This window comes from Bartonella sp. HY761 (assembly GCF_026743145.1).
GTDB lineage: Bacteria > Pseudomonadota > Alphaproteobacteria > Rhizobiales > Rhizobiaceae > HY038.
The window spans coordinates 2,968,658-2,988,983 of sequence record NZ_CP104887.1 but is presented as its reverse complement, the minus strand read 5'-3'; the positions used below and the strand labels follow the sequence as shown (position 1 = coordinate 2,988,983).

The 20,326-nt window shown below is 40.7% G+C and carries 19 protein-coding genes; 6 read left to right on the top strand and 13 right to left on the bottom strand.

What is annotated here, in order from left to right; genetic code table 11:
* Nucleotides 1–279: 279 nt before the first annotated feature.
* Complete coding sequence (locus N6A79_RS12960; RefSeq protein ID WP_268546260.1) at nt 280–1,107, top strand: hypothetical protein; 828 nt, start codon at nt 280–282, stop codon at nt 1,105–1,107.
* Between the two features lie 74 nt (nt 1,108–1,181).
* Here the strand turns inward: N6A79_RS12960 and N6A79_RS12955 are convergent, their stop codons facing one another.
* The 13 genes from N6A79_RS12955 to N6A79_RS12895 form a co-directional block, all read right to left on the bottom strand.
* A complete protein-coding gene (locus tag N6A79_RS12955; protein ID WP_182418033.1) occupies nt 1,182–1,445 on the bottom strand; it encodes a hypothetical protein in 264 nt (87 codons plus the stop codon).
* Nucleotides 1,446–1,925: 480 nt separating this feature from the next.
* The gene (locus tag N6A79_RS12950; RefSeq protein ID WP_182418031.1) at nt 1,926–2,195 is read right to left on the bottom strand and encodes a hypothetical protein; all 270 of its coding nucleotides are present in this window, start codon (nt 2,193–2,195) and stop codon (nt 1,926–1,928) included.
* A gap of 847 nt (nt 2,196–3,042) precedes the next feature.
* A complete protein-coding gene (gene pheT / locus N6A79_RS12945) occupies nt 3,043–5,457 on the bottom strand; it encodes a phenylalanine--tRNA ligase subunit beta (RefSeq protein WP_268546259.1) in 2,415 nt (804 codons plus the stop codon).
* A gap of 57 nt (nt 5,458–5,514) precedes the next feature.
* Entirely contained in the window at nt 5,515–6,597 is a 1,083-nt protein-coding gene (gene pheS, locus N6A79_RS12940; protein ID WP_262078994.1) for a phenylalanine--tRNA ligase subunit alpha, read from the bottom strand.
* On the bottom strand, nt 6,594–7,415 hold the full coding sequence (locus N6A79_RS12935; RefSeq protein ID WP_268546258.1) for a serine/threonine protein phosphatase: 822 nt from the start codon (nt 7,413–7,415) through the stop codon (nt 6,594–6,596). The genes pheS and N6A79_RS12935 overlap by 4 nt, the downstream gene beginning before the upstream one ends.
* 287 nt (nt 7,416–7,702) lie before the next feature.
* Entirely contained in the window at nt 7,703–8,104 is a 402-nt protein-coding gene (gene rplT, locus N6A79_RS12930) for a 50S ribosomal protein L20 (protein WP_182418027.1), read from the bottom strand.
* A gap of 46 nt (nt 8,105–8,150) precedes the next feature.
* Entirely contained in the window at nt 8,151–8,354 is a 204-nt protein-coding gene (rpmI, locus tag N6A79_RS12925; protein WP_182418026.1) for a 50S ribosomal protein L35, read from the bottom strand.
* Between the two features lie 143 nt (nt 8,355–8,497).
* The gene (locus tag N6A79_RS12920; RefSeq protein WP_268546257.1) at nt 8,498–9,553 is read right to left on the bottom strand and encodes a bifunctional transcriptional activator/DNA repair enzyme AdaA; all 1,056 of its coding nucleotides are present in this window, start codon (nt 9,551–9,553) and stop codon (nt 8,498–8,500) included.
* A gap of 212 nt (nt 9,554–9,765) precedes the next feature.
* The gene (locus N6A79_RS12915; RefSeq protein ID WP_262078989.1) at nt 9,766–10,182 is read right to left on the bottom strand and encodes a hypothetical protein; all 417 of its coding nucleotides are present in this window, start codon (nt 10,180–10,182) and stop codon (nt 9,766–9,768) included.
* A 446-nt stretch (nt 10,183–10,628) separates the two neighbouring features.
* On the bottom strand, nt 10,629–11,138 hold the full coding sequence (locus N6A79_RS12910) for a CAP domain-containing protein (RefSeq protein WP_268546256.1): 510 nt from the start codon (nt 11,136–11,138) through the stop codon (nt 10,629–10,631).
* Between the two features lie 31 nt (nt 11,139–11,169).
* On the bottom strand, nt 11,170–11,628 hold the full coding sequence (locus N6A79_RS12905; protein ID WP_268546255.1) for a GNAT family N-acetyltransferase: 459 nt from the start codon (nt 11,626–11,628) through the stop codon (nt 11,170–11,172).
* A gap of 18 nt (nt 11,629–11,646) precedes the next feature.
* Nucleotides 11,647–12,522, bottom strand: coding sequence for a prephenate dehydratase (locus tag N6A79_RS12900; protein WP_268546254.1), 876 nt, complete (start codon nt 12,520–12,522; stop codon nt 11,647–11,649).
* The gene (locus N6A79_RS12895) at nt 12,522–13,277 is read right to left on the bottom strand and encodes a 3-deoxy-manno-octulosonate cytidylyltransferase (RefSeq protein ID WP_268546252.1); all 756 of its coding nucleotides are present in this window, start codon (nt 13,275–13,277) and stop codon (nt 12,522–12,524) included. The genes N6A79_RS12900 and N6A79_RS12895 overlap by 1 nt, the downstream gene beginning before the upstream one ends.
* A gap of 136 nt (nt 13,278–13,413) precedes the next feature.
* Between N6A79_RS12895 and N6A79_RS12890 the strand changes: the two genes are divergently transcribed.
* From N6A79_RS12890 to N6A79_RS12870, 5 genes are all read left to right on the top strand, one after another.
* Entirely contained in the window at nt 13,414–13,998 is a 585-nt protein-coding gene (locus tag N6A79_RS12890; protein ID WP_268546251.1) for a c-type cytochrome, read from the top strand.
* A 161-nt stretch (nt 13,999–14,159) separates the two neighbouring features.
* Nucleotides 14,160–16,097: an extracellular solute-binding protein gene (locus N6A79_RS12885; RefSeq protein ID WP_268546249.1), complete on the top strand. Its 1,938-nt coding sequence runs from the start codon at nt 14,160–14,162 to the stop codon at nt 16,095–16,097.
* Between the two features lie 209 nt (nt 16,098–16,306).
* Nucleotides 16,307–17,416: a microcin C ABC transporter permease YejB gene (locus N6A79_RS12880; RefSeq protein WP_182418019.1), complete on the top strand. Its 1,110-nt coding sequence runs from the start codon at nt 16,307–16,309 to the stop codon at nt 17,414–17,416.
* Entirely contained in the window at nt 17,416–18,627 is a 1,212-nt protein-coding gene (locus tag N6A79_RS12875) for an ABC transporter permease (protein WP_246708079.1), read from the top strand. The genes N6A79_RS12880 and N6A79_RS12875 overlap by 1 nt, the downstream gene beginning before the upstream one ends.
* Complete coding sequence (locus N6A79_RS12870) at nt 18,624–20,270, top strand: ABC transporter ATP-binding protein (protein ID WP_268546248.1); 1,647 nt, start codon at nt 18,624–18,626, stop codon at nt 20,268–20,270. Before N6A79_RS12875 ends, N6A79_RS12870 begins: the two co-directional genes overlap by 4 nt.
* Nucleotides 20,271–20,326: the final 56 nt, after the last annotated feature.

Genomic DNA, 20,326 nt, shown 5'->3' with positions numbered 1-20,326 from the left:
ATTTTCTTATATTATATTGTTAGTTTAAGCTAAATTATTGAATTTATTTATTTTAATGAAAAACTCTTCCCAGAGTTTTTTAATCTGCTATAAGGTTAGTATATAAAAATTATAGGAAGGTTTTTACAAGGCTGCTCTAATTGCCGAAGGCAAAACTGCCCAATTATTTTGTGCGAGGTTCAATATCAAATTACCTTCAATAATGCCTAATATTTGTAAGTTTATGAAAAATAATCTTCAATCACATTTTAACGAGTTGTCGAAGGTTTTATGATTAAGATGGCTTTTGTAAAACGGCGAATATTCTTGGGGCTACCGCTTCTTGCGCTTGCTGGATTTGGTGTCGTTAAATTTTTTTCTAAGAAGTCGACGGTCATAAAGACAATCCGGTTACAAGTATTACAACCCTTTCGAGATTTTTTTATCAATAATGACATCGATCCCTTTGATGCATTGCATAATCATAATAATGAGCTGCATGATGATTCATGGCCGGGTTTTTTGTTTGGAAAAAATGACGTTAGCAGCGATTTTTTGGGTGTCTATGATATTTGGCTTTATAATAGTTCCCCTATTCAATTGCCGCTAAGTGCAACATTCATCGTTAACATAGAGGCAGGATATATTACTGGCTATACCATTGATATTCCGATGAAGTCAGTAAGCCTAGCCGATGCTAATCTTATGGCTGACGATATCGCTCTAAAATTTCAAAAACAAGGCTACGCTAACACCTTTTTGGCAAGTCAAGCTGCAACACACCAAAATATTATTGATTCTGAATTTTATAAGTCGATTTGGCGCTATCCGATTAAGGGTAAAATATTTGATAGCTTTTTAAAGGTAACCATCACTATCGAGCAAGATAATAGGGCAGGGCAAGACCAAGCTCAAAGTAATATTAAGGTGAACAATGCCGATAAGGCGGGCAATTATTTTATTCGCCTTGGTTGTAGTCTTGAGAACGATGTTATGGATGAGTTGTTGTCGTTAAAAGATGCGAGGCGAATTGCCATAACAGGTGATAGGATGAAACCCATTTCCTTACAGGATTGGTATGATAATCCTAATTGGCGTCCGGTTGATTGGAAAGGTAATTTTGTTTAAACAAAAAACAAATAAGAAAAGAGTATAATATTTCCAATATATTCTTCTTATCACTGTAATGGAGAAGCTAATCCTTATAATCCAGCGTCAACTTCCTTGATAAGCTTATCAAGCATATCGCAAAATTTATTAATATCATCATTTTCAGACGTCCAATTTTCGCTAAGTTCTGCCATACGGGCATACCATTTTTGCGAATTTTCAGGATTGTCCGTGATAGCTTTATTTACCTTTTGGTTAAGCTCCATATTCTTTGCTCGTAATTCATCTTCAGTGCAATTTGCAAAAGCGAGTGTTGTCGACATTGCAAAGATGATAGAAAGAATAGTTCTTTTCATTATAAACCCCTCATGAATTGAATTTCAGTCATTTATATTAAAATGCCCATCATGAAAATGGTGTATATTAAAGTAACAAGCAAAACTGGCTATTAGGCGATGAGTTAATAATGGCAATAATTGATTAGGGCAGGATATTTGATAGTTTTAACGGTGACTATCACTATCACGCGATAATAGAGGAAAATCAGGTAAAGCTCACAGTAATGATGAGATGAGTAATAACGATCAAACAAAAGCTATTTTATTCATCGTCGTTGTGGTCTTGAAAGTGATATGATGGATAAGGTGTTGGTGTTAAAGGATGCGCAGCAAATTATCATCACAGGTGATAGGGAAACCAATTTCCTTACAATAGCAATGTCGTTATCCTAATTGGCGACCCCATAACTAAAATGGCAATTTTGTTTAAGGGTTCAAAACACAAAAAGCATATATTGAAAACAATATATGCTTTTCATAATGCGTCAGTATTTAAAATTAAAGTGCAGATTCGAGTTCTTTAATAAGATTATCCATCATATCGCATGCTGCATTAATGTCATTGCCATTGCCTTTAGCTGCTTCAGCTTGCGCAACTTCACTCATACGTGTTTGCCATTTTTGTGCACTGGAAGGATCTTTCATCATGACTTGCTGAAATTTGGTTGATAATTCAGTTGCTTTGGCAGTATATTCTTCTTGAGTGCAAGCAGCAAATGCAGCTGTGCTCGTTAAAGCAAAAACCAAACCAAGAATAATTTTTTTCATAATAAAACCTCTGTATTTTAGTGTTTTGTAATATAAAATTAATGCCTAGTATTTAAGCAAGTTGACTATATTTATTCAATATTAAAAGAAAAATCTAAAATTGATTTTTCTTGCTTTATTAACAGTATATTGGGGTAATTAATGATTATAATACGTAAAAATTATTGATTTTTCGCTTTGTTATTATCTTTTTTTAAACTACGCAATTGGCGCATGCGACATGAAAAGCCTACAATTGGTGGATTATATTCTATTATAGATTCTTTCGCTAAGCTTTCAAAATCTACGCTTGCTCATTATTTCTCAATCTATTGGAGCCACGCCATTATTGGTGATTGATTATCCGCGTTTGTAATAGCTAACATCTTCTATCTTCAACGTGCAAGCTACCGCCGTAATTATGATGGTTACATAAATAATAAAAGTGATTGTAATTAAAATACTAAATTATATAACCACTTAAATATGTCGTAAAAAAATGCAATATATTGAATAGTTAAACCAATGAAGAGGATATAACTAATTATCAGTAAAATGCCAGAAAATGTAAATTTTATGGTTTTACCTATTTTTGTTTTTTTGAAACTATTATATTTTTCTTGAATAGGTTTCTTGTCTTTGGCCGAATTAACATCTATTTTCAAGGATTTTTTACTATCTATTGTCATAAAACTACCCCCTCAATAAAACGGCATTAGTTTTATTAAACGTATAATTGGTTGGTTTTATGAAAATATTGTGGCTTTTATTTATGCCGTCATTTCATTTAAATAGATGATTCTTGCTTCTTAAATGTTTGGCTTGGAATATTGAAAGTAGGGTTCAATATTCCAAGCCATTTTAAGCCTTAAGCGCGTAGACTACCGCCTGTGGATTTCACCACATTATCGATGATCTTTTTCGCCAAACTTTCAAAATCAGCGTCGGTCAATGTGCGCTCAACTGGTTGGATTGCCACTTCAATCGCTACTGATTTTTTATCTTGGCCAAGGCTTGCGCCTTCAAAAATATCAAAGACCTTGGCACCACTAATTAGCTTTTTATCGGCGCCAAGGGCAGCGCGGATAATAACAGCGGCAGTGACATTCTTATCCACCACAAAAGCAAAGTCACGACTAACTGCTTGGAAAGGTGATAATTGCAAGGCAGGCTTAGTCTTTGTTGGTTTTTTACGTGGTTCTGGCACCGCATCAATAAATACTTCAAAACCACATAGGCTACCAGATACATCAAGGGTTTCTAGTGTTTCTGGATGAAATTCGCCAAAATAGCCAAGAATAACTTTTGGTCCCAATTTAATTGTACCAGAACGCCCAGGGTGATACCAAGCTGGGGCGCCATTTTCAATTTGCACCTTGTCAGTCGTAAGGCCGCAGGCATCAAGCACAGCTAAAGCATCGGCTTTTGCATCAAAAACATCAACATTCTTGGCATTGCCCGACCAAAAGCGGCCAGAGCCGTCAAGTTTCGCGCTACCACGGCGAATGCCACCTGCAACACGGCGCTGCTTGTCGGCTGTATCACCTTGATAGGTGCCAGAGACTTCAAAAAGTGCAAGATCATTAAAGCCGCGATCAGCATTACGCTGCGCTGCCAATAATAGACCCGGCAAAAGCGATGGGCGCATATCCGACATATCGCTAGCAATTGGGTTTGCGAGCTTTAGCGCTTTATCGCCACCACCAAAAGCATTGGCTGCTTTTTCTGAAATAAAGGAATAAGTGACGGCTTCCATCATACCGCGAGCAGCAAGCGAGCGGCGTGCAAGGCGGGTGCGAATTTGTAGCGTTGTCAAAATTGCTTCACCAACGCCTGCTGGCATTGCGAGTGGTGTTGGCACAATTTTATCAATGCCATAAATACGCATCACTTCTTCAACCAAGTCAGCCTTACCATCAATATCAGGGCGCCAGCTTGGTACCGTTACATTAGCGCTCTCACCGTTGATTGCAACCTTAAAGCCAAGACTTTCTAAAATTTGTGCAGCTTGTTCCTTGCTCACATCAAGGCTAGTAAGACGCTTGATTTCACTGAATGGCATAGTGACAACTTTTAGGTCTGCTGCTTCATAGCCAGTTGTTTTGAGCGTGCTTGGTGTACCGCCAACCATATCAGTTAGCAATTTGGTGGCAATTTTTAAGCCATCAACCATAAATTCAGGGTCAACACCGCGCTCAAAACGATAACGCGCATCGGTAACAATGCCAAGCTCACGGCCAGTCATTGCAATATTGCGGGGATCCCAAAGCGCTGATTCAATGATAATATTGGTGGTATTTTCATCAACGCCGCTATCTTCGCCGCCCATAACACCGGCAATTGATTCAACTTGGGCGCTATCAGCAATGACACAAATCTTATTGTTAAGATTATAGGTCTTGCCATCAAGGGCAATAATGGTTTCGCCATCTTTTGCGCGGCGAACCGTCAAATTACCCTTAACCTTATCGGCATCAAAAACATGTAATGGGCGACCAAGATCAAAAGTGATATAATTGGTCATATCGACTGCGGCATTGATTGACCGTAAACCAATGGCAGTAAGGCGCTTTTGCATCCATTGTGGACTTTGGGTGTTTTTAACATTCTTTACCATAACCCATGAAAAGCCTAGGCAAAGCGGTGTTTGATCTGCAAAATCAAGGCTAACATCAATCGATGGCTCAAAACTGCCTTGAATGTCTGGAACATTGAGCGGCTTTAAAGTGCCAAGCCCACTTGCCGCCAAATCACGGGCAATACCGCGAACGCCCGTGCAATCAGGACGGTTGGGGGTGATTGATACATCAATGATTGGATCATCAAGACCTGCATAGCTCGCAAAAGAGCTACCAATTGGTGCATCTTCTGGCAGATCAATAATGCCATTATGCTCGTTGGAAAGCAATAATTCGCGTTCAGAGCACATCATGCCAAAGCTTTCAACGCCGCGAATTTTGCCAACAGCAAGTGTTACATCAAGGCCGGGTACATAAGCACCGGGGCGACCAAAAACACCAATGAGGCCGGCGCGCGCATTAGGTGCACCGCAAACAACTTGCAACGGTTTGCCATCACCAGTATCGACTGATAAAACCTGCAATTTATCGGCATCAGGATGTCTTTGTGCGCTAACAACCTTGGCAATAACAAAGGCATTAAAGGCTTCACGCGTATCAACATCTTCAACCTCAAGACCGATAGAGGTGAGACGCTCAGTAATTTCATTAAGGCTGGCTGTCGTATCAAGGTGTTCTTTAAGCCAAGATAGAGTAAATTTCATTTTTTTAACCTTTCGGTATGGCGCTTGGCGCCGCAATCACGCAATATTTAACAAGGCTTATTGACTAAGACCGCTTAGCAAGTTTGGAATATCAAGCGGGCGGAAACCATAATGGTTAAGCCAGCGAACATCCGCTTCAAAGAAAGCACGTAGATCCGGCATGCCATATTTAAGCATGGCAAGGCGATCAATGCCGATACCCCAAGCAAAGCCTTGATATTCATCAGGATCTAAATTGCAGTTGCGTAAAACATTGGGGTTAACCATACCGCAACCCAAAACTTCCAACCAATCATTGCCTTCACCAAATTTAATCTCGCCGCCAGAGCGGTCACATTGGATATCAACTTCCATGGATGGCTCGGTGAATGGGAAGAAGGATGGACGAAGACGCATTTTAACCGATGGTACTTCAAAAAACGCTTTAATAAATTCTTCAAAAACCCAAACCATATTGGCAATGGTGGAGGTTTTATCGATCACCAAGCCTTCAATCTGATGGAACATTGGTGAATGGGTGGCATCTGAATCCATGCGATAGGTTTTACCAGGGATAACAATGCGAATAGGCGGTTGTTGTACTTCCATGGTGTGAATTTGCACAGGGCTTGTATGGGTGCGCAATAATTTGCGGTTGCCTTGTTCATCACGATTGAAGAAAAACGTATCATGCATTTCACGCGCAGGGTGACCTTCCGGAAAGTTTAGCGCGGTAAAATTATAATAATCGGTTTCGATATCTGGGCCTTCAGCGATAGCAAAACCTAAATTTGCAAAAATTGCGGTAATTTCATCAATGACTTGCGAAATAGGGTGGATGCGGCCTTGTTCTGCAGGTGATGGACGCACCGGCAAGGTAACGTCAACAGTTTCACTGCGTAAACGCTCTGCAATAGCCGCTTTTTTAAGCACATCACGCTTATTGCTTAAAAGATCCGTAATACGGTTTTTAAGCCCGTTTAATATTGGCCCAACCTCTTTGCGCTCTTCAGCAGACATGGTACCAAGGCTTTTCATCTTTTCAGAAATAGCACCTTTTTTTCCCAAAGCATCAATGCGGATTGTTTCTAATGCCTGTTCGTCATTGGCATTTTCAATCGCAGCGGTTAATTCTTTTTCAATTTGTTCAATATCACTCATGATTTTGCCTTAAGTCCCAAGTGCAGCATAAAAAATTCCATTGCATTTAACATATTTTGTCCATCAACACCAAGCCGTATATTTTTGGCCAATTTTAAAGGTAGGATGCAAAATTTAAAAAATAAAACCAGCTCTTTCAAGTTTTCCAAAGTTTCTAACGAGATTTTGCGCCGCCATGCACCAAATGCCGCATGGGGCGTTCGTTCCTGATCAACCGCCTGCGTGGCGATTTGGAAAAACAACAACCATGCATCGCGCGCTTGTGCTTGCGCAAGGCTCATCACGGTTTCTGGTTCTTCATCAAAATCAAAAAAGCCAATTTTAGCTTGGCCTAAAAACATATCGACCGGATGTGGTCTGCCGTGACAAAGACCTGCCGCATGAACATCGCCTAATGCAGCTGAGCATTGGATCAATAGGCTATCGTGAAGATGGGTGTTTAATTCGCGTAATTGCTTTAAACGAGTTTGAATATTTTCGCCAACGTCACCCATCATGATTGCACTACCATCGCTGCAAATAACCTCTGGTACATCAATATGGTGTTTCTGAAACAGAGCTATCTTGCGCAATTCACGTTTTGCCATATCAGCGGGGCTTAAAATCGGCGAGGCGCGCAAAAAATGTGCTGGTAAAATCGGTGATAGAAACCCGTGTAATTTGCGCCCAAGACGGGGCCCGCCAACATCATGGCGTTTGATAAAAACCCGCTCATCACCACGCATGGCATAGCTTGTTCTTTTTCCAACACTTGCCGCTATGAGAACTTTGTCAGCCTCACTACATGCATAGGGATCGGAAAAAGAAAATTCTAACATGATAGCGCTTATTCGTGCCTTTATTTATGTCGAGGTATTGGGTGTAAATAATGGATAGCAATGCTTAACAAAAACTATGTTTGTTTCCACTATGCTTAAATTCCATTGAAAGCAAAAAAATAAATCGGCCCTTTTGTTGCATTATCAATGCTATAAGTCTAGCCTTTTGATAAAATTTATATTTTTGGGTTTAGCTTTTTTTGATTAAAAAGTTAAAAGAAAAGCCCGCAACCGGTTTTGCCAGTGCGGGCTTGATCTTCACTCAAGATCCTTTTAGAACCACTGGCTTATTGCACAGCAGCTTCAAAAGCATTTGGAGTTGTGTCTTTAAGATATTCCAAAGCCTTCTTTGCAGACTGAACAAGAGCAGAAAATGCTGCAGGTTCATGAATTGCAAGATCAGAAAGAACCTTACGGTCAACTTCAATACCAGCCTTGTTAAGACCGTCAATGAAGCGGCCATAGCTTAAACCTTCAGCGCGAACGGCAGCGTTAATACGCTGAATCCACAATGCGCGGAATGTACGCTTACGATTTTTACGGTCGCGATAAGCATATTGCTTTGAACGGTCAACCGCAGCCTTCGCAGTACGAATGGTGCTTTTGCGACGGCCATAAAAACCTGAAGCTTGCTTTAAAACTTTTTTGTGCTTGGCGTGAGACGTTACGCCGCGTTTTACACGTGCCATGTCATGATATCCTTGAAAAAACACTCAATAAGAGTGCGATAATTTCTTACAGTCCGTTAGGAAGATAAAAATTTACAACCTTTTTGCCATCCGGCTCAGCAAGCACCATAGTGCCGCGTGCGTCACGAATGAATTTATTGGACCGTTTGATCATGCCATGACGCTTGCCAGCGGCAGCAGCCTTGACCTTGCCAGTTGCAGTAATTTTAAACCGCTTTTTGGCAGAAGATTTGGTCTTCATCTTGGGCATTTTGCTCTCCATATGTTAAAAATTAAAGGAAAAGGCTGACCAGAGCCAATTCCAAGCTACTCAAAAGTTACCACGGCATGCCCTGCCGGACAACTTGAACGCTTGCTCCATAGCCTATTGAGGGTAAAATAGCAAGCAAGTGTTCACGAAAAGAAGCGCTTTTCATGGTTTAATAGCCAATCTTTGCGCCATAAACCACCTGCATAGCCAGTTAAAGACCCATCTGAGCCAATAACGCGGTGGCATGGAATAATGATGGCAATCTGATTCTGGCCATTGGCTCTTGCCACTGCCCGCATTGCCGTTGGTCGTTCAATATCTTTGGCAAGAGCTGCGTAAGAGCAAGTAGTGCCATTGGGTATTTCTTGCAACGCTCTCCAAACATTGGCGGTAAATGGCGACCCATGAAGGGCTAGCGGTGTTTTAAACATACAGGATTGGCCGCTAAAATAAGCATCAAGTTCCGCACTCAACCGATCTAAAATATCGTTATTGGCAAACTCAATTGCTGACTTCGTCGATAATTGTAGTTTTTTAAGTTCATTGGGTAGCCCCTTTCGGTCAAAAAACTCAAGCAAATGTAAAAACTGATTATCCGCCACTGCTAGCATTTGACCAATCGGCGTATCAATCCATTTTGCTTTAAGGAGGGTACGGTTTTTAAGTGCCTGTGGCGGCTCACCAATCAGTCGAATAATCGCATCACGAAAGCCGCTTGATGATTCGTAGCCAGTTTCTAGTTGGGTATTAATGACTGAATCGCCAGCGCTTAATTGAGCGGCAGCTTTGCTTGCGCGCTTTAACCTTGCAAGGTCAAGAAAGGTCATGCCAATGGTGCGCTTAAAAATCCGCCGCACCGTTGATAATTCATAGCCAAGTGCGCTGATATCTTCTTCACCCCAAATATGGTCGGGGTTGCTTTCAAGCCTTTGCATCAGGTTTAAATAGCATGGGTCTTTCTCAGAAAGGCTTTGTAAAGGTTTGCATTTAGTGCAGGGGCGAAAACCTTGCTCCAAACAACTTGCCGCATTGTCGGCAAAAAATACATTTTTTTGTAAGGGCTTGCGTGCCTTGCAAGAAAGACGACAAAAAATACCCGTTGTTTTAACGCAAACAAATATATGCCCATCATAGGCATGGCTTGATGCGCAAAGGGCTTCATATAATTGGTCGCTATTATTTAAAAAAATTGTGCTCATAAAATCAATATAAAGTATTTTTTCAACCTTGTCCGCCGATTATCGGGCAAGCAATTTTTACAACTGCATTTATAGGCATAATTTTGCAATAAAATATTTTAAAACCCTCAACCTATGGGGAGCGGAGTTTATCAGTGATAAACGGGTGGCAAAACAATTTTACCATTTGGAATATCGATGCCCAAAAGAAAAATTAAAATTGAGGCGTTGAGTTAATGGATAATATAGACGGTAACTCGCATTTTTTCCATTTTTAGCTTTAAATCTTCCTTAGCCACATCAGAATATAAAAAGCCGGAAAAAAAGCCATCATCAAGAAAATCTAACACACCATCAAGTTTTGCTTTATCACTCAACTTAAAGGAATTAATAAGAATTTTTAATGTTTTACCTTTTTCCGCGTGTTCGCTTATCCAATCTGAAAATACATCCTTCAAGCCATATGTGCCGAATTTTGATTGTCCACCTTCTGCAAAATAGGTAAATTTTTCACCATTTAGTAAAGCGATAAATGCATTAATGACTTCGGAGGTCGATCGGCATTTAAGAAGATTTATTGCAATTTTAGCATTATCCTTGCCATATTCTTCGTCAACCTGGTGATATTGTAAATATTTGATTATAAACATGACACATCCGCACTTTAAAATGGATTGAATTGTTTTGGAAGGCATGTGTTAAAAATTAGGCTTGTTAAAAGCAAGCGAACACCAAGGATAATTTCCATTAAGTAAAAATATATGCGAAAGAAACCTATTTTTCAAGAAATAAATATAATCTGTATTTTAGGTATTTGATTGCCCAAATAATACGATATTAATTTTCATTCTCAATGCAAGGTTGCGACATTTTAATATTGCTTTTCAAAATGTCGAAATCTTTAAATTCATTTGGGTCATTAAATAAGTTAACTTGCGCTAAGTAAATCAATTCCGATATATTGTGGTGATAGCTTTGGGCGGTTTGCAAGTTCAATATGGTCTATCACGTGCTACTCTAAAGAAAGCTGTAAAAGCTAAAAGCGCATTTTTTCTTTTCCAAAATAGCTATCAACACAATTTACGATAAATCTTGCCTATCTACCAAGCACTAAAGCCCAATAGCGATAGTTTGGTTTTTGCGGTGATACGGCGTAGGCAAGACCATAATGGCTAAATTCTGGATCAAGCATATTTTTGCGGTGGCCTTTGGAATTCATCCATGCTTTAAAAACTGTTGCAAGGTCAGGTTGGCCAGCCGCAACATTTTCAGCCGCTGCGCCTCTTATGCCAAATCTGCGCACCCGTGCGCCAAAATCATTGCCCCAACCAATCGAATGTCCCATTTTTTGGTTCTGTGCCATACGCTCTGCTTGGTCTTGGGCGGCTTTTTTCAATAATGGATCTGGGCTCATAGAGGATAAGCGATTTTCCTTGCGGATTGCATTAAAAAGCTGGGTAACTTCATCTTCTTTTTTAAAGAATTTACCAAGCTGGGCGAAGCTTGTTTGCGGCAATAAAATGCTAGGTGCAAGCGCGATGCCTAGGGTTAAAAAATGGCGGCGGTGCAGCAAGGTTTTAGCATTGTTTTTTTGAATACTCATCATGAAATGCCTTTATTAGATAAGTTCAAGTAAATTAAGCTTCGATTTTAATGCGATATTGAATGAAATCGCTTTTTTGTGCCTTTTGATCATAAAGGGCTTGGGCGGCTTTATTACTTTCTTTGGTTACCCAATAAAGTCGTTCGCCTCCATTATTTTGGGCAACACTATGGATAAAATCAATAAGCTTGCCGCCAATACCCAATTTCCGCGATTTTTCTGCGGTAAACAAATCTTCCATGTAAAAATAGGGTTTGCTTGTCCATGTTGAAGCATGAATGACAAAATGGGCAATACCGCTTAATTCATTATTGATAAAAGCACCAACTGCAAAGATGGGAAAATTATTGTCCATCATGCGTTGCCAAGCAATATCAAACTCGATTGTCTCAGGATCAACATCATAAAAAATTATATATTGGCGAAATAATTCTAACCATGCTTCGTGGTCTGCTTGTTGTAAATAACGAATATTAACGGCATTTTCCATCATTTTCCCCTATCAAAAATTTTAAATATTGCGCTGTTCAATGCGTAAGTTTGAGCCCTGATAAACCCCAACAATGCGCAATTCACTTGAAAAAAACTTTAACTCTTCAAGCGCTAAATGAACAAGGTGGCTTTCTGGGTGGCCTTCAATATCAATGTAAAATTGTGTTGCTTTAAATCGTCCTTCAAGCTGATAGCTTTCAAGCTTAGTAACATTAATACCGCAAGTGGCAAAACCACCCAATGCCTTATAAAGCGCGGCTGGTACGTTACGGACGCGAAAAACAATTGTTGTAACAATATTTTCGTCAGCTTCATCATATTGGGGGCGATGGGCATCGCGGGATAAAACCACAAAGCGTGTAACATTATCGGCTGAATCTTCAACATTTTCTTGCAAAATATCAAGGCCATAAAGTTCTGCCGCTAAAAATGGTGCAAGTGCTGCCATGCTGCGCTCGCCCTTTTCGGCAACCAGTTTGGCGGCACCGGCGGTGTCACCTGCAACCATCGGCTTCCAACCATTTTGCTTGATAATATTGCGGCATTGGCCAAGTGCATGAATATGGCTGTGAACGGTTTTAATTTCTTCACGTTTTACACCGGGTAAAACCATAAGTTGAAAATGGATAGGCAGGTAATATTCACCAATAATATTCAAAGGTGAGCGTGGCAATAAATGATGGATATCAGCAACACGACCAGCCAGCGTATTTTCAATTGGGATCATCGCAAGTTTTGCTTCGCCACTTTCAACGGCGCTAAATGCATCTTCAAAAGTTGCACAAGGCAAAGGCTCCATATTGGGAAACATATTGCGGCAAGCCGTATCGGAATTAGCACCATAATCCCCTTGAAAGGCAATTTTTGCTTTTGGTTGCGCTGGTTGTGTAGCCATTATTTTAAAGCCTTTCCATTTTCTAATTTTATGATTTCTTTGGCGCGTTCAAGGTCTTCTGGTGTATCAACACCAAGGGGAATACTATCAATAATTTCAACATCAATACGCATAAAAGCTTCTAATGCACGCAATTGTTCGAGCTTTTCGCGTTGCTCCAATGGGGAGGGTTTTAGGCTAACGAAGCGCTTTAGCGCTTCACGCCTATAGGCATATAGCCCGATATGATGATAGAGTGGGCCGGCGCCTGTTGGTGCGGTGGCGCGGGTAAAATAAAGGGCGCGCAAGCGTTGCGGTGCAATTTGTGAGCCAACCACTTTGACGACATTGGGGTTGTTTTTTTCCTCTTCACGGGTAATTTCAACGCAAAGGGTGGCTATATCAACATTTTTGTCATCAAGAGGTGCAAAGGCAGCACCAATTTCATCTGGACTAATGGTGGGCAAATCGCCCTGCACATTGATGATCGCATCATATTTGCCATCACTATCGACTTTTTGTAGCGCTTCAAAAATACGGTCAGAACCCGATTCATGGTCTTTGGCTGTCATTACTGCGTCAAAACCATGTTGAAGCACCACCGCTTTAATGGTTTCATCATCGGTTGCGACAACAACTGGGCCAATATTGGCAGCTCTCGCGCGTTCAGCCACATGGACGATCATTGGCTTGCCGCAAATATCGGCAAGTGGCTTGCCGGGTAAACGGGTAGAGGCCAAACGGGCTGGAATAATGATAAGGGCGGATTGGGTCATGAAATATCCTCAAAAACAGCATTGCCACATTAAATAATTGCCGATGGTAGGTTTGCTGCGACTTTATAGACGTTGCAGTCTTATTACAAAAGTTCTATTTTACCAAAGCTATTTTTAAAAGGTTTTTCTTTGTCTCATGTTTCGCATTTCAGTTGCTACCATTAATAATTTTATTCTTATCTGCCTGTTATGGTTTATTGTGCTTATCACACTTTATTATGTTAGTGAGACAATTTATAGCAATCCTGATCCAATAAAAAGTGAAAATAGTCTTGTGCAAGAGCCAAGCGCAAATAATATCGCTGATAAGACAACCACAACAACTAAGACTTTAGAAACCCGCCTTGCAACAGGTGATATAGAACATGGGCGAAAATTATTTGGTGAATGCGGTCTTTGTCACATACCCGCTGAGAATGGCCCAAATCGTCTAGGTCCTAATTTGTGGCAGATTGTCGGTCGTCCAGCAGGTACGGTTAATGGCTTTAATTATTCAAGTGCCATGCGCCAATTGGGGCAAAGCGGTGCAAAATGGAATTATCAAAGCTTGGATGCATTTTTAAGCGCGCCACAACGCACATTAAAAGGCACAATCATGACCTATAAGGGCATGAAAGATGCACAAGATCGCGCTGATCTGTTACTTTATTTGCGCTCTTTAAGTGATAATCCGCAGGACCTACCAAAGGTTGATAAAGCAATTGATAGTGAAGACCAGTAGTTTTGCACTATTTTGTTGGTGTAAAAGTCCATCTTATTCATTTATTAAAGATAATTAATTATGAAGAATTTGCCATAAGTTTGGCAAAAAGCACATGATAATAGCATTTAAACTATAGCTCATAGATGCTCGACAAATGAATTGATAGGCAAAGGTTCAATATGCAAAGAGTAGCGACATTTTTTAAAATCATACTTTTAACTGCTTTAATAATGCCTTTTAATGTCGCGCTTAACGCTTTTGCCGAGCCCGCCAATCACCAACAAGAGTTGGGTGTGCAATCTGATATAACGCAGCAAAGCTCACCTAAAGCTGAACCAATATGGCGAACAAGTTCAAGTCTTGGCGATGCACCCAAATATGATGCTAATTTTAAACATTATGATTATGTCAATCCTGCTGCGAAAAAGGGTGGAACTCTTAATATTATTGTAACTGGAACTTTTGATAATCTAAATGCTTTCATTCCTAATGGTAATGTTGATAGCAATATTATGTTGATTTATGATACTTTGATGGCACGTTCAACGGACCAAAATAGTGTAAACTATCCGCTTATCGCTACGGCCTTACAATATCCTGATGATTATTCTTGGGTGAAATATAAAATAACGGATAAGGCGACATTTCATGATGGTACACCGATTACGCCGGAAGATGTGGCTTGGTCATTTAATACATTAAAAAGTGTGTCGCCCATTTATAGCTCTTATTATAGTGGTGTAAAATTGGCGGAAGTCACCGGAAAAGACGAAGTCACATTTATTTTTGCTGAAGCAGGAAACCGCGAATTGCCTAATATTATCGGCCAATTGCCGATTTTGCCAAAACATTGGTGGGAGGCAAAGGACGCTAATGGTAAACCGCGTGATATTTCTAAGCCTTTGCGTGAAATACCGCTTGGCTCTGGCCCTTACCGTTTGGAAAACTATAACTTTGGCAAATCCTCTCTTTATAAACGGGTGGATAATTATTGGGGTAGGGATTTGCCGGTCAACATTGGCCGCAATAATTTTGATGCGGTTCGCAACACTTATTATTTGAATGAAAACGCCAGTTGGGAAGCCTTTAAAAAAGGCGGTATTGGTGATTATAGGCAAGAAACCCGTATTCAATCTTGGATGCAAAAATATGATTTTACTGCAGTTAAAAACGGTTTGGTTAAACGCGAAAGCTTTGAAATTCATAGCTCTGGTCGCATGCAGGGTTATTTTATAAATTTACGGCGTGAAAAATTTGATGATGTTAGAGTGCGTAAGGCTTTAACTTTAGCCTTTGATTTTGAACATATGAACCGAGCTTTGTTTTTTGATCAATATCAACGCATCACCAGCTATTTTTATGGGCTCGATTTTGTTACCGCGCAAGAGATGCCGCAAGGTAAAGAATTGCAATTATTGGAAAGCGTTAAGTCGGAAGTACCAATAGAAGTATTTGAAAAGCCTTTTACCTTGCCTGTTTATAAGAATTCAACAGAGCTGCGTAAAAATTTAAGCGAAGCCATGAAATTGTTGCAAGATGCTGGTTGGCAGTTGAAAAATAATCAATTGGTTAATGCGCAAGGCGCGCCTTTTAGAATTGAAATTTTGTTAGATAATTCAGCTTTCGAGCGGGTAACTGCCCTTTATATTGCCAATTTAAAGCGCTTGGGTATTGATGCAACAATGCGCACAATTGACACTGCCCAATATCAAAACCGTCTTTATAATTATGATTATGATGTTATTTCTAGCATCATCGGCCAATCAGATTCACCAGGTAATGAGCAGCTTTATTATTTTGGCTCAACCATGGCAAATAAAAATGGCGGTAAAAATTATGTCGGCATTAAAAATCCTGCAGTCGATAAGATGATTAATGCGATTATTTATGCCAAAAATCGTGATGATCTGGTCGCAGCGGCAAGGGCAATGGATCGAATTTTATTATGGAATTACTACGTGGTGCCGCAATGGACATCATCAAAGATTAATATTGCCTATTGGGATAAATTTGACATTCCGCGACCGCAGCCAGAGGCATCGGGGTTTGATATTTATTCTTGGTCAATTGATCCGCAAAAAGAACAAGCATTACAGCAAAAATCGTCAGGTCAATAATCTTATCGGTAATTATGGTTTTAAATCGCAGCATTTATTTTGCACTTTATTTACCATATTTGCTTAGAGTTACGTTTTATCATTATAACAAAATTAGGCGAATTTCGTTTTGTGACTGATTGGTAAAAATCAATTGCATATTGAAGAAAGAAAATGGCAATGAAATCAATGGCGCGGATAGAGCCGCTAGCAATAATGGGGAGATATTAATGGCCGCTTATATCCTACGCCGCTTATTGTTGATTATACCAACCATTATTGGCATTTTAACCATTACTTTTGTTATTTTGCAATTTACCCCTGGTGGGCCAATTGAAACCATTGCTGCACAATTGCAAGGTGGCGGAAATGGTCCATTAGACCGTATCTCTGGCGGTGGCGGTGATATGGGCATTAGCGCTGAAAATGTTGGCGCTCACACAAGTTCCAGCCAGTCAATCTATCGCGGTGCGCAAGGTATGGACCCAGCCTATATCAAAAAGCTTGAAGAAAAATTTGGTTTTGATAAACCAGCTTGGCAACGCTATCTCATTTTATTGCGCGATTATAGCACATTTAATTTCGGTAATTCTTTCATTTCAGACCAACCAATTATCGATATGATTAAAAAGACCTTGCCTGTTTCGGTGACACTTGGTCTTTGGTTAATGCTCATTTCCTATGCAATTTCCATTCCTCTTGGTATTCGCAAAGCGCTTAAAGACGGCTCTGCCTTTGATGTTTGGACAAGTGCGGTTATCATTATCGGCTATTCTATTCCGGGCTTTTTGTTTGGCGTTATGCTGATTGTATTTTTTGCCGGCGGTTCGTTCTTTGACTGGTTTCCACTTCGCGGATTAACCTCCGATAATTTTGATGAATTATCATGGGGTGGCAAGATTCTTGATTATTTATGGCATATCACTTTGCCTGTTGCTGCTATGGCAATTTCGGCTTTTGCTACAACAACATTGCTTACTAAAAACTGCTTTTTGGAAGAAATCCGTAAGCAATATGTGGTAACCGCCCGCGCCAAAGGGCTAAGTGATCGTAAAGTGCTTTATGGGCATGTTTTCCGCAATGCAATGTTGGTCGTTATTGCTGGCTTTCCTGCAGCATTTATTAATTCCTTTTTTACCGGCTCGCTGCTTATTGAAATGCTGTTTTCCTTAGAAGGCATGGGGCTCATGAGTTACACGGCAGTTGTGGATCGTGACTATCCAGTTGTACTTGGCACTTTGTTCATTTTTTCATTGCTTGGCCTCGTTGTCGCGCTTGTGTCAGATCTTGTTTATATGTTGGTTGATCCGCGTATTGATTTTGAAAAGAGGGATGTATAATGGCGAGTAATCCTTCAAATATTATGGCGGGTGAAAATACCGCTAATGGTTTAGCAAGCGAAATTGCGCAGGACGTTCATCGTTCAAGCGAACAAAAACAAAATAAACAAAAACATCGCCGTCCGTTTTTGTCGCCATTAAACCAACGGCGTTGGCGTAATTTTAAGAAAAATCGTCGTGGTTATTGGTCTCTTTGGTTATTCTTATTTTTATGCCTTTGTTCGTTTGGGGCTGCCTTTATTGCCAATGATCGACCGATTATTGCGTCCTATAAGGGTGAATTGCTGTTTCCAGCCTTTGTTGATTACCCTGATGAAAAATTTGGCGGCACTTTGGCTGCTGCCTATTTTCGTGATGGCTATATTCAAAAAGAAATAAATGAGCATGGTTGGGCAATTTGGCCACCTATTCATTATTCTTATGATACACCGAGCGAACAAACCCAAGCTTTATCTCCACCCTTTTGGATGCAAAGTAAGGATGAGCGTTGCAGATTTTATGATGGTGGTGCAGCAAATCCTGAATGTAAATTTGGCAATTGGAATATTCTAGGGACAGACGATCAAACGCGCGATATTTTTGCCCGCGCTCTTTATGGCTTCCGCGTATCGGTGGCCTTTACGGTTATTTTAACCGTATTTTCCACAATTATTGGCGTTGCGGCCGGTGCGGTGCAAGGTTATTTTGGTGGTTGGGTTGATCTTATTTTCCAGCGATTTATTGAGATTTGGTCGTCTATACCAACGCTTTATTTGTTAATTATTCTATCGGCTTTTTTTGCACAGGGCTTTTGGGTATTGCTGGCGATTATGCTGCTGTTCCAATGGGTAACATTAGTCGGCGTGGTGCGGGCCGAATTTTTACGAGCGCGTAATTTTGAATATGTTAATGCCGCACGTGCGCTGGGTGTTTCTAATATCACGATTATGATCCGTCATTTATTGCCAAATGCTATGGTTGCCACCATTACCTTTTTACCATTTTTGTTAACTGCTGGCATTTCAGCCCTTGCTTCACTTGACTTCCTTGGCTTTGGTTTGCCGCCCGGCTCCCCTTCGCTTGGTGAATTAATGCTGCAGGCAAAAAACAATATTAATGCGCCGTGGATTGGTATAACTGGCTTTATTACTCTTGCCGTGCTTTTATCCTTGCTTGCCTTTATTGGTGAAGCGGCGCGTGATGCATTTGACCCAAGAAAGACACTCCAATGACGCCATTGCTATCAGTTCGCGATCTTTCTGTTGCCTTTCGTCAAGATGGTGAAGAAAAACTATCGGTAAAAAATGTGTCCTTTGATATTCTGCCCGGTGAAACTGTTGCACTGGTGGGTGAATCAGGGTCAGGTAAATCAGTCACGGCTTTATCGGTATTAAAATTATTACCCTATCCTATGGCTAGTCATCCATCGGGCGAAATTTTATTTCGCCAAGATGATAGGGACAAGGATTTGATGAAATATAGCGAAAAGCAGCTGCAAAGCGTGCGCGGTAAAGATATTTCGATGATCTTTCAAGAACCAATGACTTCGCTTAATCCGCTTCATCGAGTGGAGCAGCAGATTGGTGAGATTTTACGTATCCACCAAGGTATGAGCACTAATGCTGCGCGTTTGCGTACGGTTGAACTTTTGGAGCAGGTGGGCATTAAAAATGCAGCAATGCGGCTACGCTCTTACCCGCATGAATTATCCGGTGGACAAAGACAACGGGTCATGATTGCTATGGCATTAGCCAATAATCCTCGGCTATTGATTGCTGATGAACCAACCACCGCCCTTGATGTAACTGTGCAAGCGCAAATTTTGGATCTTTTGGCTGATTTGAAAAAACAACATAAAATGTCCATGTTGTTTATCACCCATGATCTTGGCATTGTGCGAAAAATTGCCGACCGTGTTGCGGTCATGACCAAGGGTGAAATTGTTGAGATGGCACCGGTGGATGAAATATTTGCTAATCCCCAACATGAATATACCAAAAAGCTTTTAGCAGCAGAGCCAAAGGGTAGTCCGCCTGCGGTTGATCCAAATGCACCAATTATTATGCGCGGCGAAAATGTGCGGGTGTGGTTCCCGATAAAGACCGGGCTTTTTCGTAGAACAACCGATTATATCAAAGCGGTGAATGGCATTGATATTACCATAAAAGCAGGGCAAACTTTAGGTGTTGTTGGTGAGTCAGGCTCAGGAAAGACGACCTTAGGACTTGCTTTAATCCGCATGATTTCGTCAAAAGGCATTATCAAATTTGATGGTGAGAATATTAATGCTTTAAGCTTTAAGAAAATGCGGCCATTGCGCCGCGATATCCAAATTGTTTTCCAAGATCCTTTTGGCTCATTGTCGCCGCGCATGTCGGTGGGGGAAATTATTGCCGAGGGGCTTTCTATTCATGAGCCAAAGTTGTCCTATGAAGAGCGCGAGGATAGGGTGATTGCCGCGATGGAGGAGGTGCGCCTTGATCCGCAATCGCGCCATCGCTATCCCCATGAATTTTCTGGCGGGCAAAGGCAGCGTATCTCGATAGCGCGTGCCATGGTGTTAAATCCGCGTTTTGTTATGTTGGACGAGCCAACCTCTGCTCTTGATATGAGTGTGCAAGCCGAGGTAGTTGATTTGCTGCGCGAGTTGCAACGAAAACACAATCTTTCTTATCTTTTCATCAGTCATGATTTAAAGGTGGTTAAAGCCCTTGCCAATGAGGTGATGGTGATGCGTGATGGTAGAGTGGTTGAACGGGGGGCCGCAAAAGATATTTTTGCTAATCCGCGTGAAGACTATACCAAAACCCTTATGGCCGCTGCTTTTAATATGAATACGCGATTAAATAACGGGAAAGTTATGCCAAAACTATAAAACACCAAAAATGCGCTTTGGTGTTTAACAAATATTGTTCATAAAATTAACAACCT

What these genes read in the sequence shown, in the direction of transcription:
- N6A79_RS12960 (WP_268546260.1), top strand. Translation starts at nt 280, where the DNA reads ATGGCTTTTGTAAAACGGCGAATATTCTTGGGGCTACCGCTTCTTGCG.
- N6A79_RS12955 (WP_182418033.1), bottom strand. Translation starts at nt 1,445, where the DNA reads ATGAAAAGAACTATTCTTTCTATCATCTTTGCAATGTCGACAACACTC.
- N6A79_RS12950 (WP_182418031.1), bottom strand. Translation starts at nt 2,195, where the DNA reads ATGAAAAAAATTATTCTTGGTTTGGTTTTTGCTTTAACGAGCACAGCT.
- pheT (WP_268546259.1), bottom strand. Translation starts at nt 5,457, where the DNA reads ATGAAATTTACTCTATCTTGGCTTAAAGAACACCTTGATACGACAGCC.
- pheS (WP_262078994.1), bottom strand. Translation starts at nt 6,597, where the DNA reads ATGAGTGATATTGAACAAATTGAAAAAGAATTAACCGCTGCGATTGAA.
- N6A79_RS12935 (WP_268546258.1), bottom strand. Translation starts at nt 7,415, where the DNA reads ATGTTAGAATTTTCTTTTTCCGATCCCTATGCATGTAGTGAGGCTGAC.
- rplT (WP_182418027.1), bottom strand. Translation starts at nt 8,104, where the DNA reads ATGGCACGTGTAAAACGCGGCGTAACGTCTCACGCCAAGCACAAAAAA.
- rpmI (WP_182418026.1), bottom strand. Translation starts at nt 8,354, where the DNA reads ATGCCCAAGATGAAGACCAAATCTTCTGCCAAAAAGCGGTTTAAAATT.
- N6A79_RS12920 (WP_268546257.1), bottom strand. Translation starts at nt 9,553, where the DNA reads ATGAGCACAATTTTTTTAAATAATAGCGACCAATTATATGAAGCCCTT.
- N6A79_RS12915 (WP_262078989.1), bottom strand. Translation starts at nt 10,182, where the DNA reads ATGTTTATAATCAAATATTTACAATATCACCAGGTTGACGAAGAATAT.
- N6A79_RS12910 (WP_268546256.1), bottom strand. Translation starts at nt 11,138, where the DNA reads ATGATGAGTATTCAAAAAAACAATGCTAAAACCTTGCTGCACCGCCGC.
- N6A79_RS12905 (WP_268546255.1), bottom strand. Translation starts at nt 11,628, where the DNA reads ATGATGGAAAATGCCGTTAATATTCGTTATTTACAACAAGCAGACCAC.
- N6A79_RS12900 (WP_268546254.1), bottom strand. Translation starts at nt 12,522, where the DNA reads ATGGCTACACAACCAGCGCAACCAAAAGCAAAAATTGCCTTTCAAGGG.
- N6A79_RS12895 (WP_268546252.1), bottom strand. Translation starts at nt 13,277, where the DNA reads ATGACCCAATCCGCCCTTATCATTATTCCAGCCCGTTTGGCCTCTACC.
- N6A79_RS12890 (WP_268546251.1), top strand. Translation starts at nt 13,414, where the DNA reads ATGTTTCGCATTTCAGTTGCTACCATTAATAATTTTATTCTTATCTGC.
- N6A79_RS12885 (WP_268546249.1), top strand. Translation starts at nt 14,160, where the DNA reads ATGCAAAGAGTAGCGACATTTTTTAAAATCATACTTTTAACTGCTTTA.
- N6A79_RS12880 (WP_182418019.1), top strand. Translation starts at nt 16,307, where the DNA reads ATGGCCGCTTATATCCTACGCCGCTTATTGTTGATTATACCAACCATT.
- N6A79_RS12875 (WP_246708079.1), top strand. Translation starts at nt 17,416, where the DNA reads ATGGCGAGTAATCCTTCAAATATTATGGCGGGTGAAAATACCGCTAAT.
- N6A79_RS12870 (WP_268546248.1), top strand. Translation starts at nt 18,624, where the DNA reads ATGACGCCATTGCTATCAGTTCGCGATCTTTCTGTTGCCTTTCGTCAA.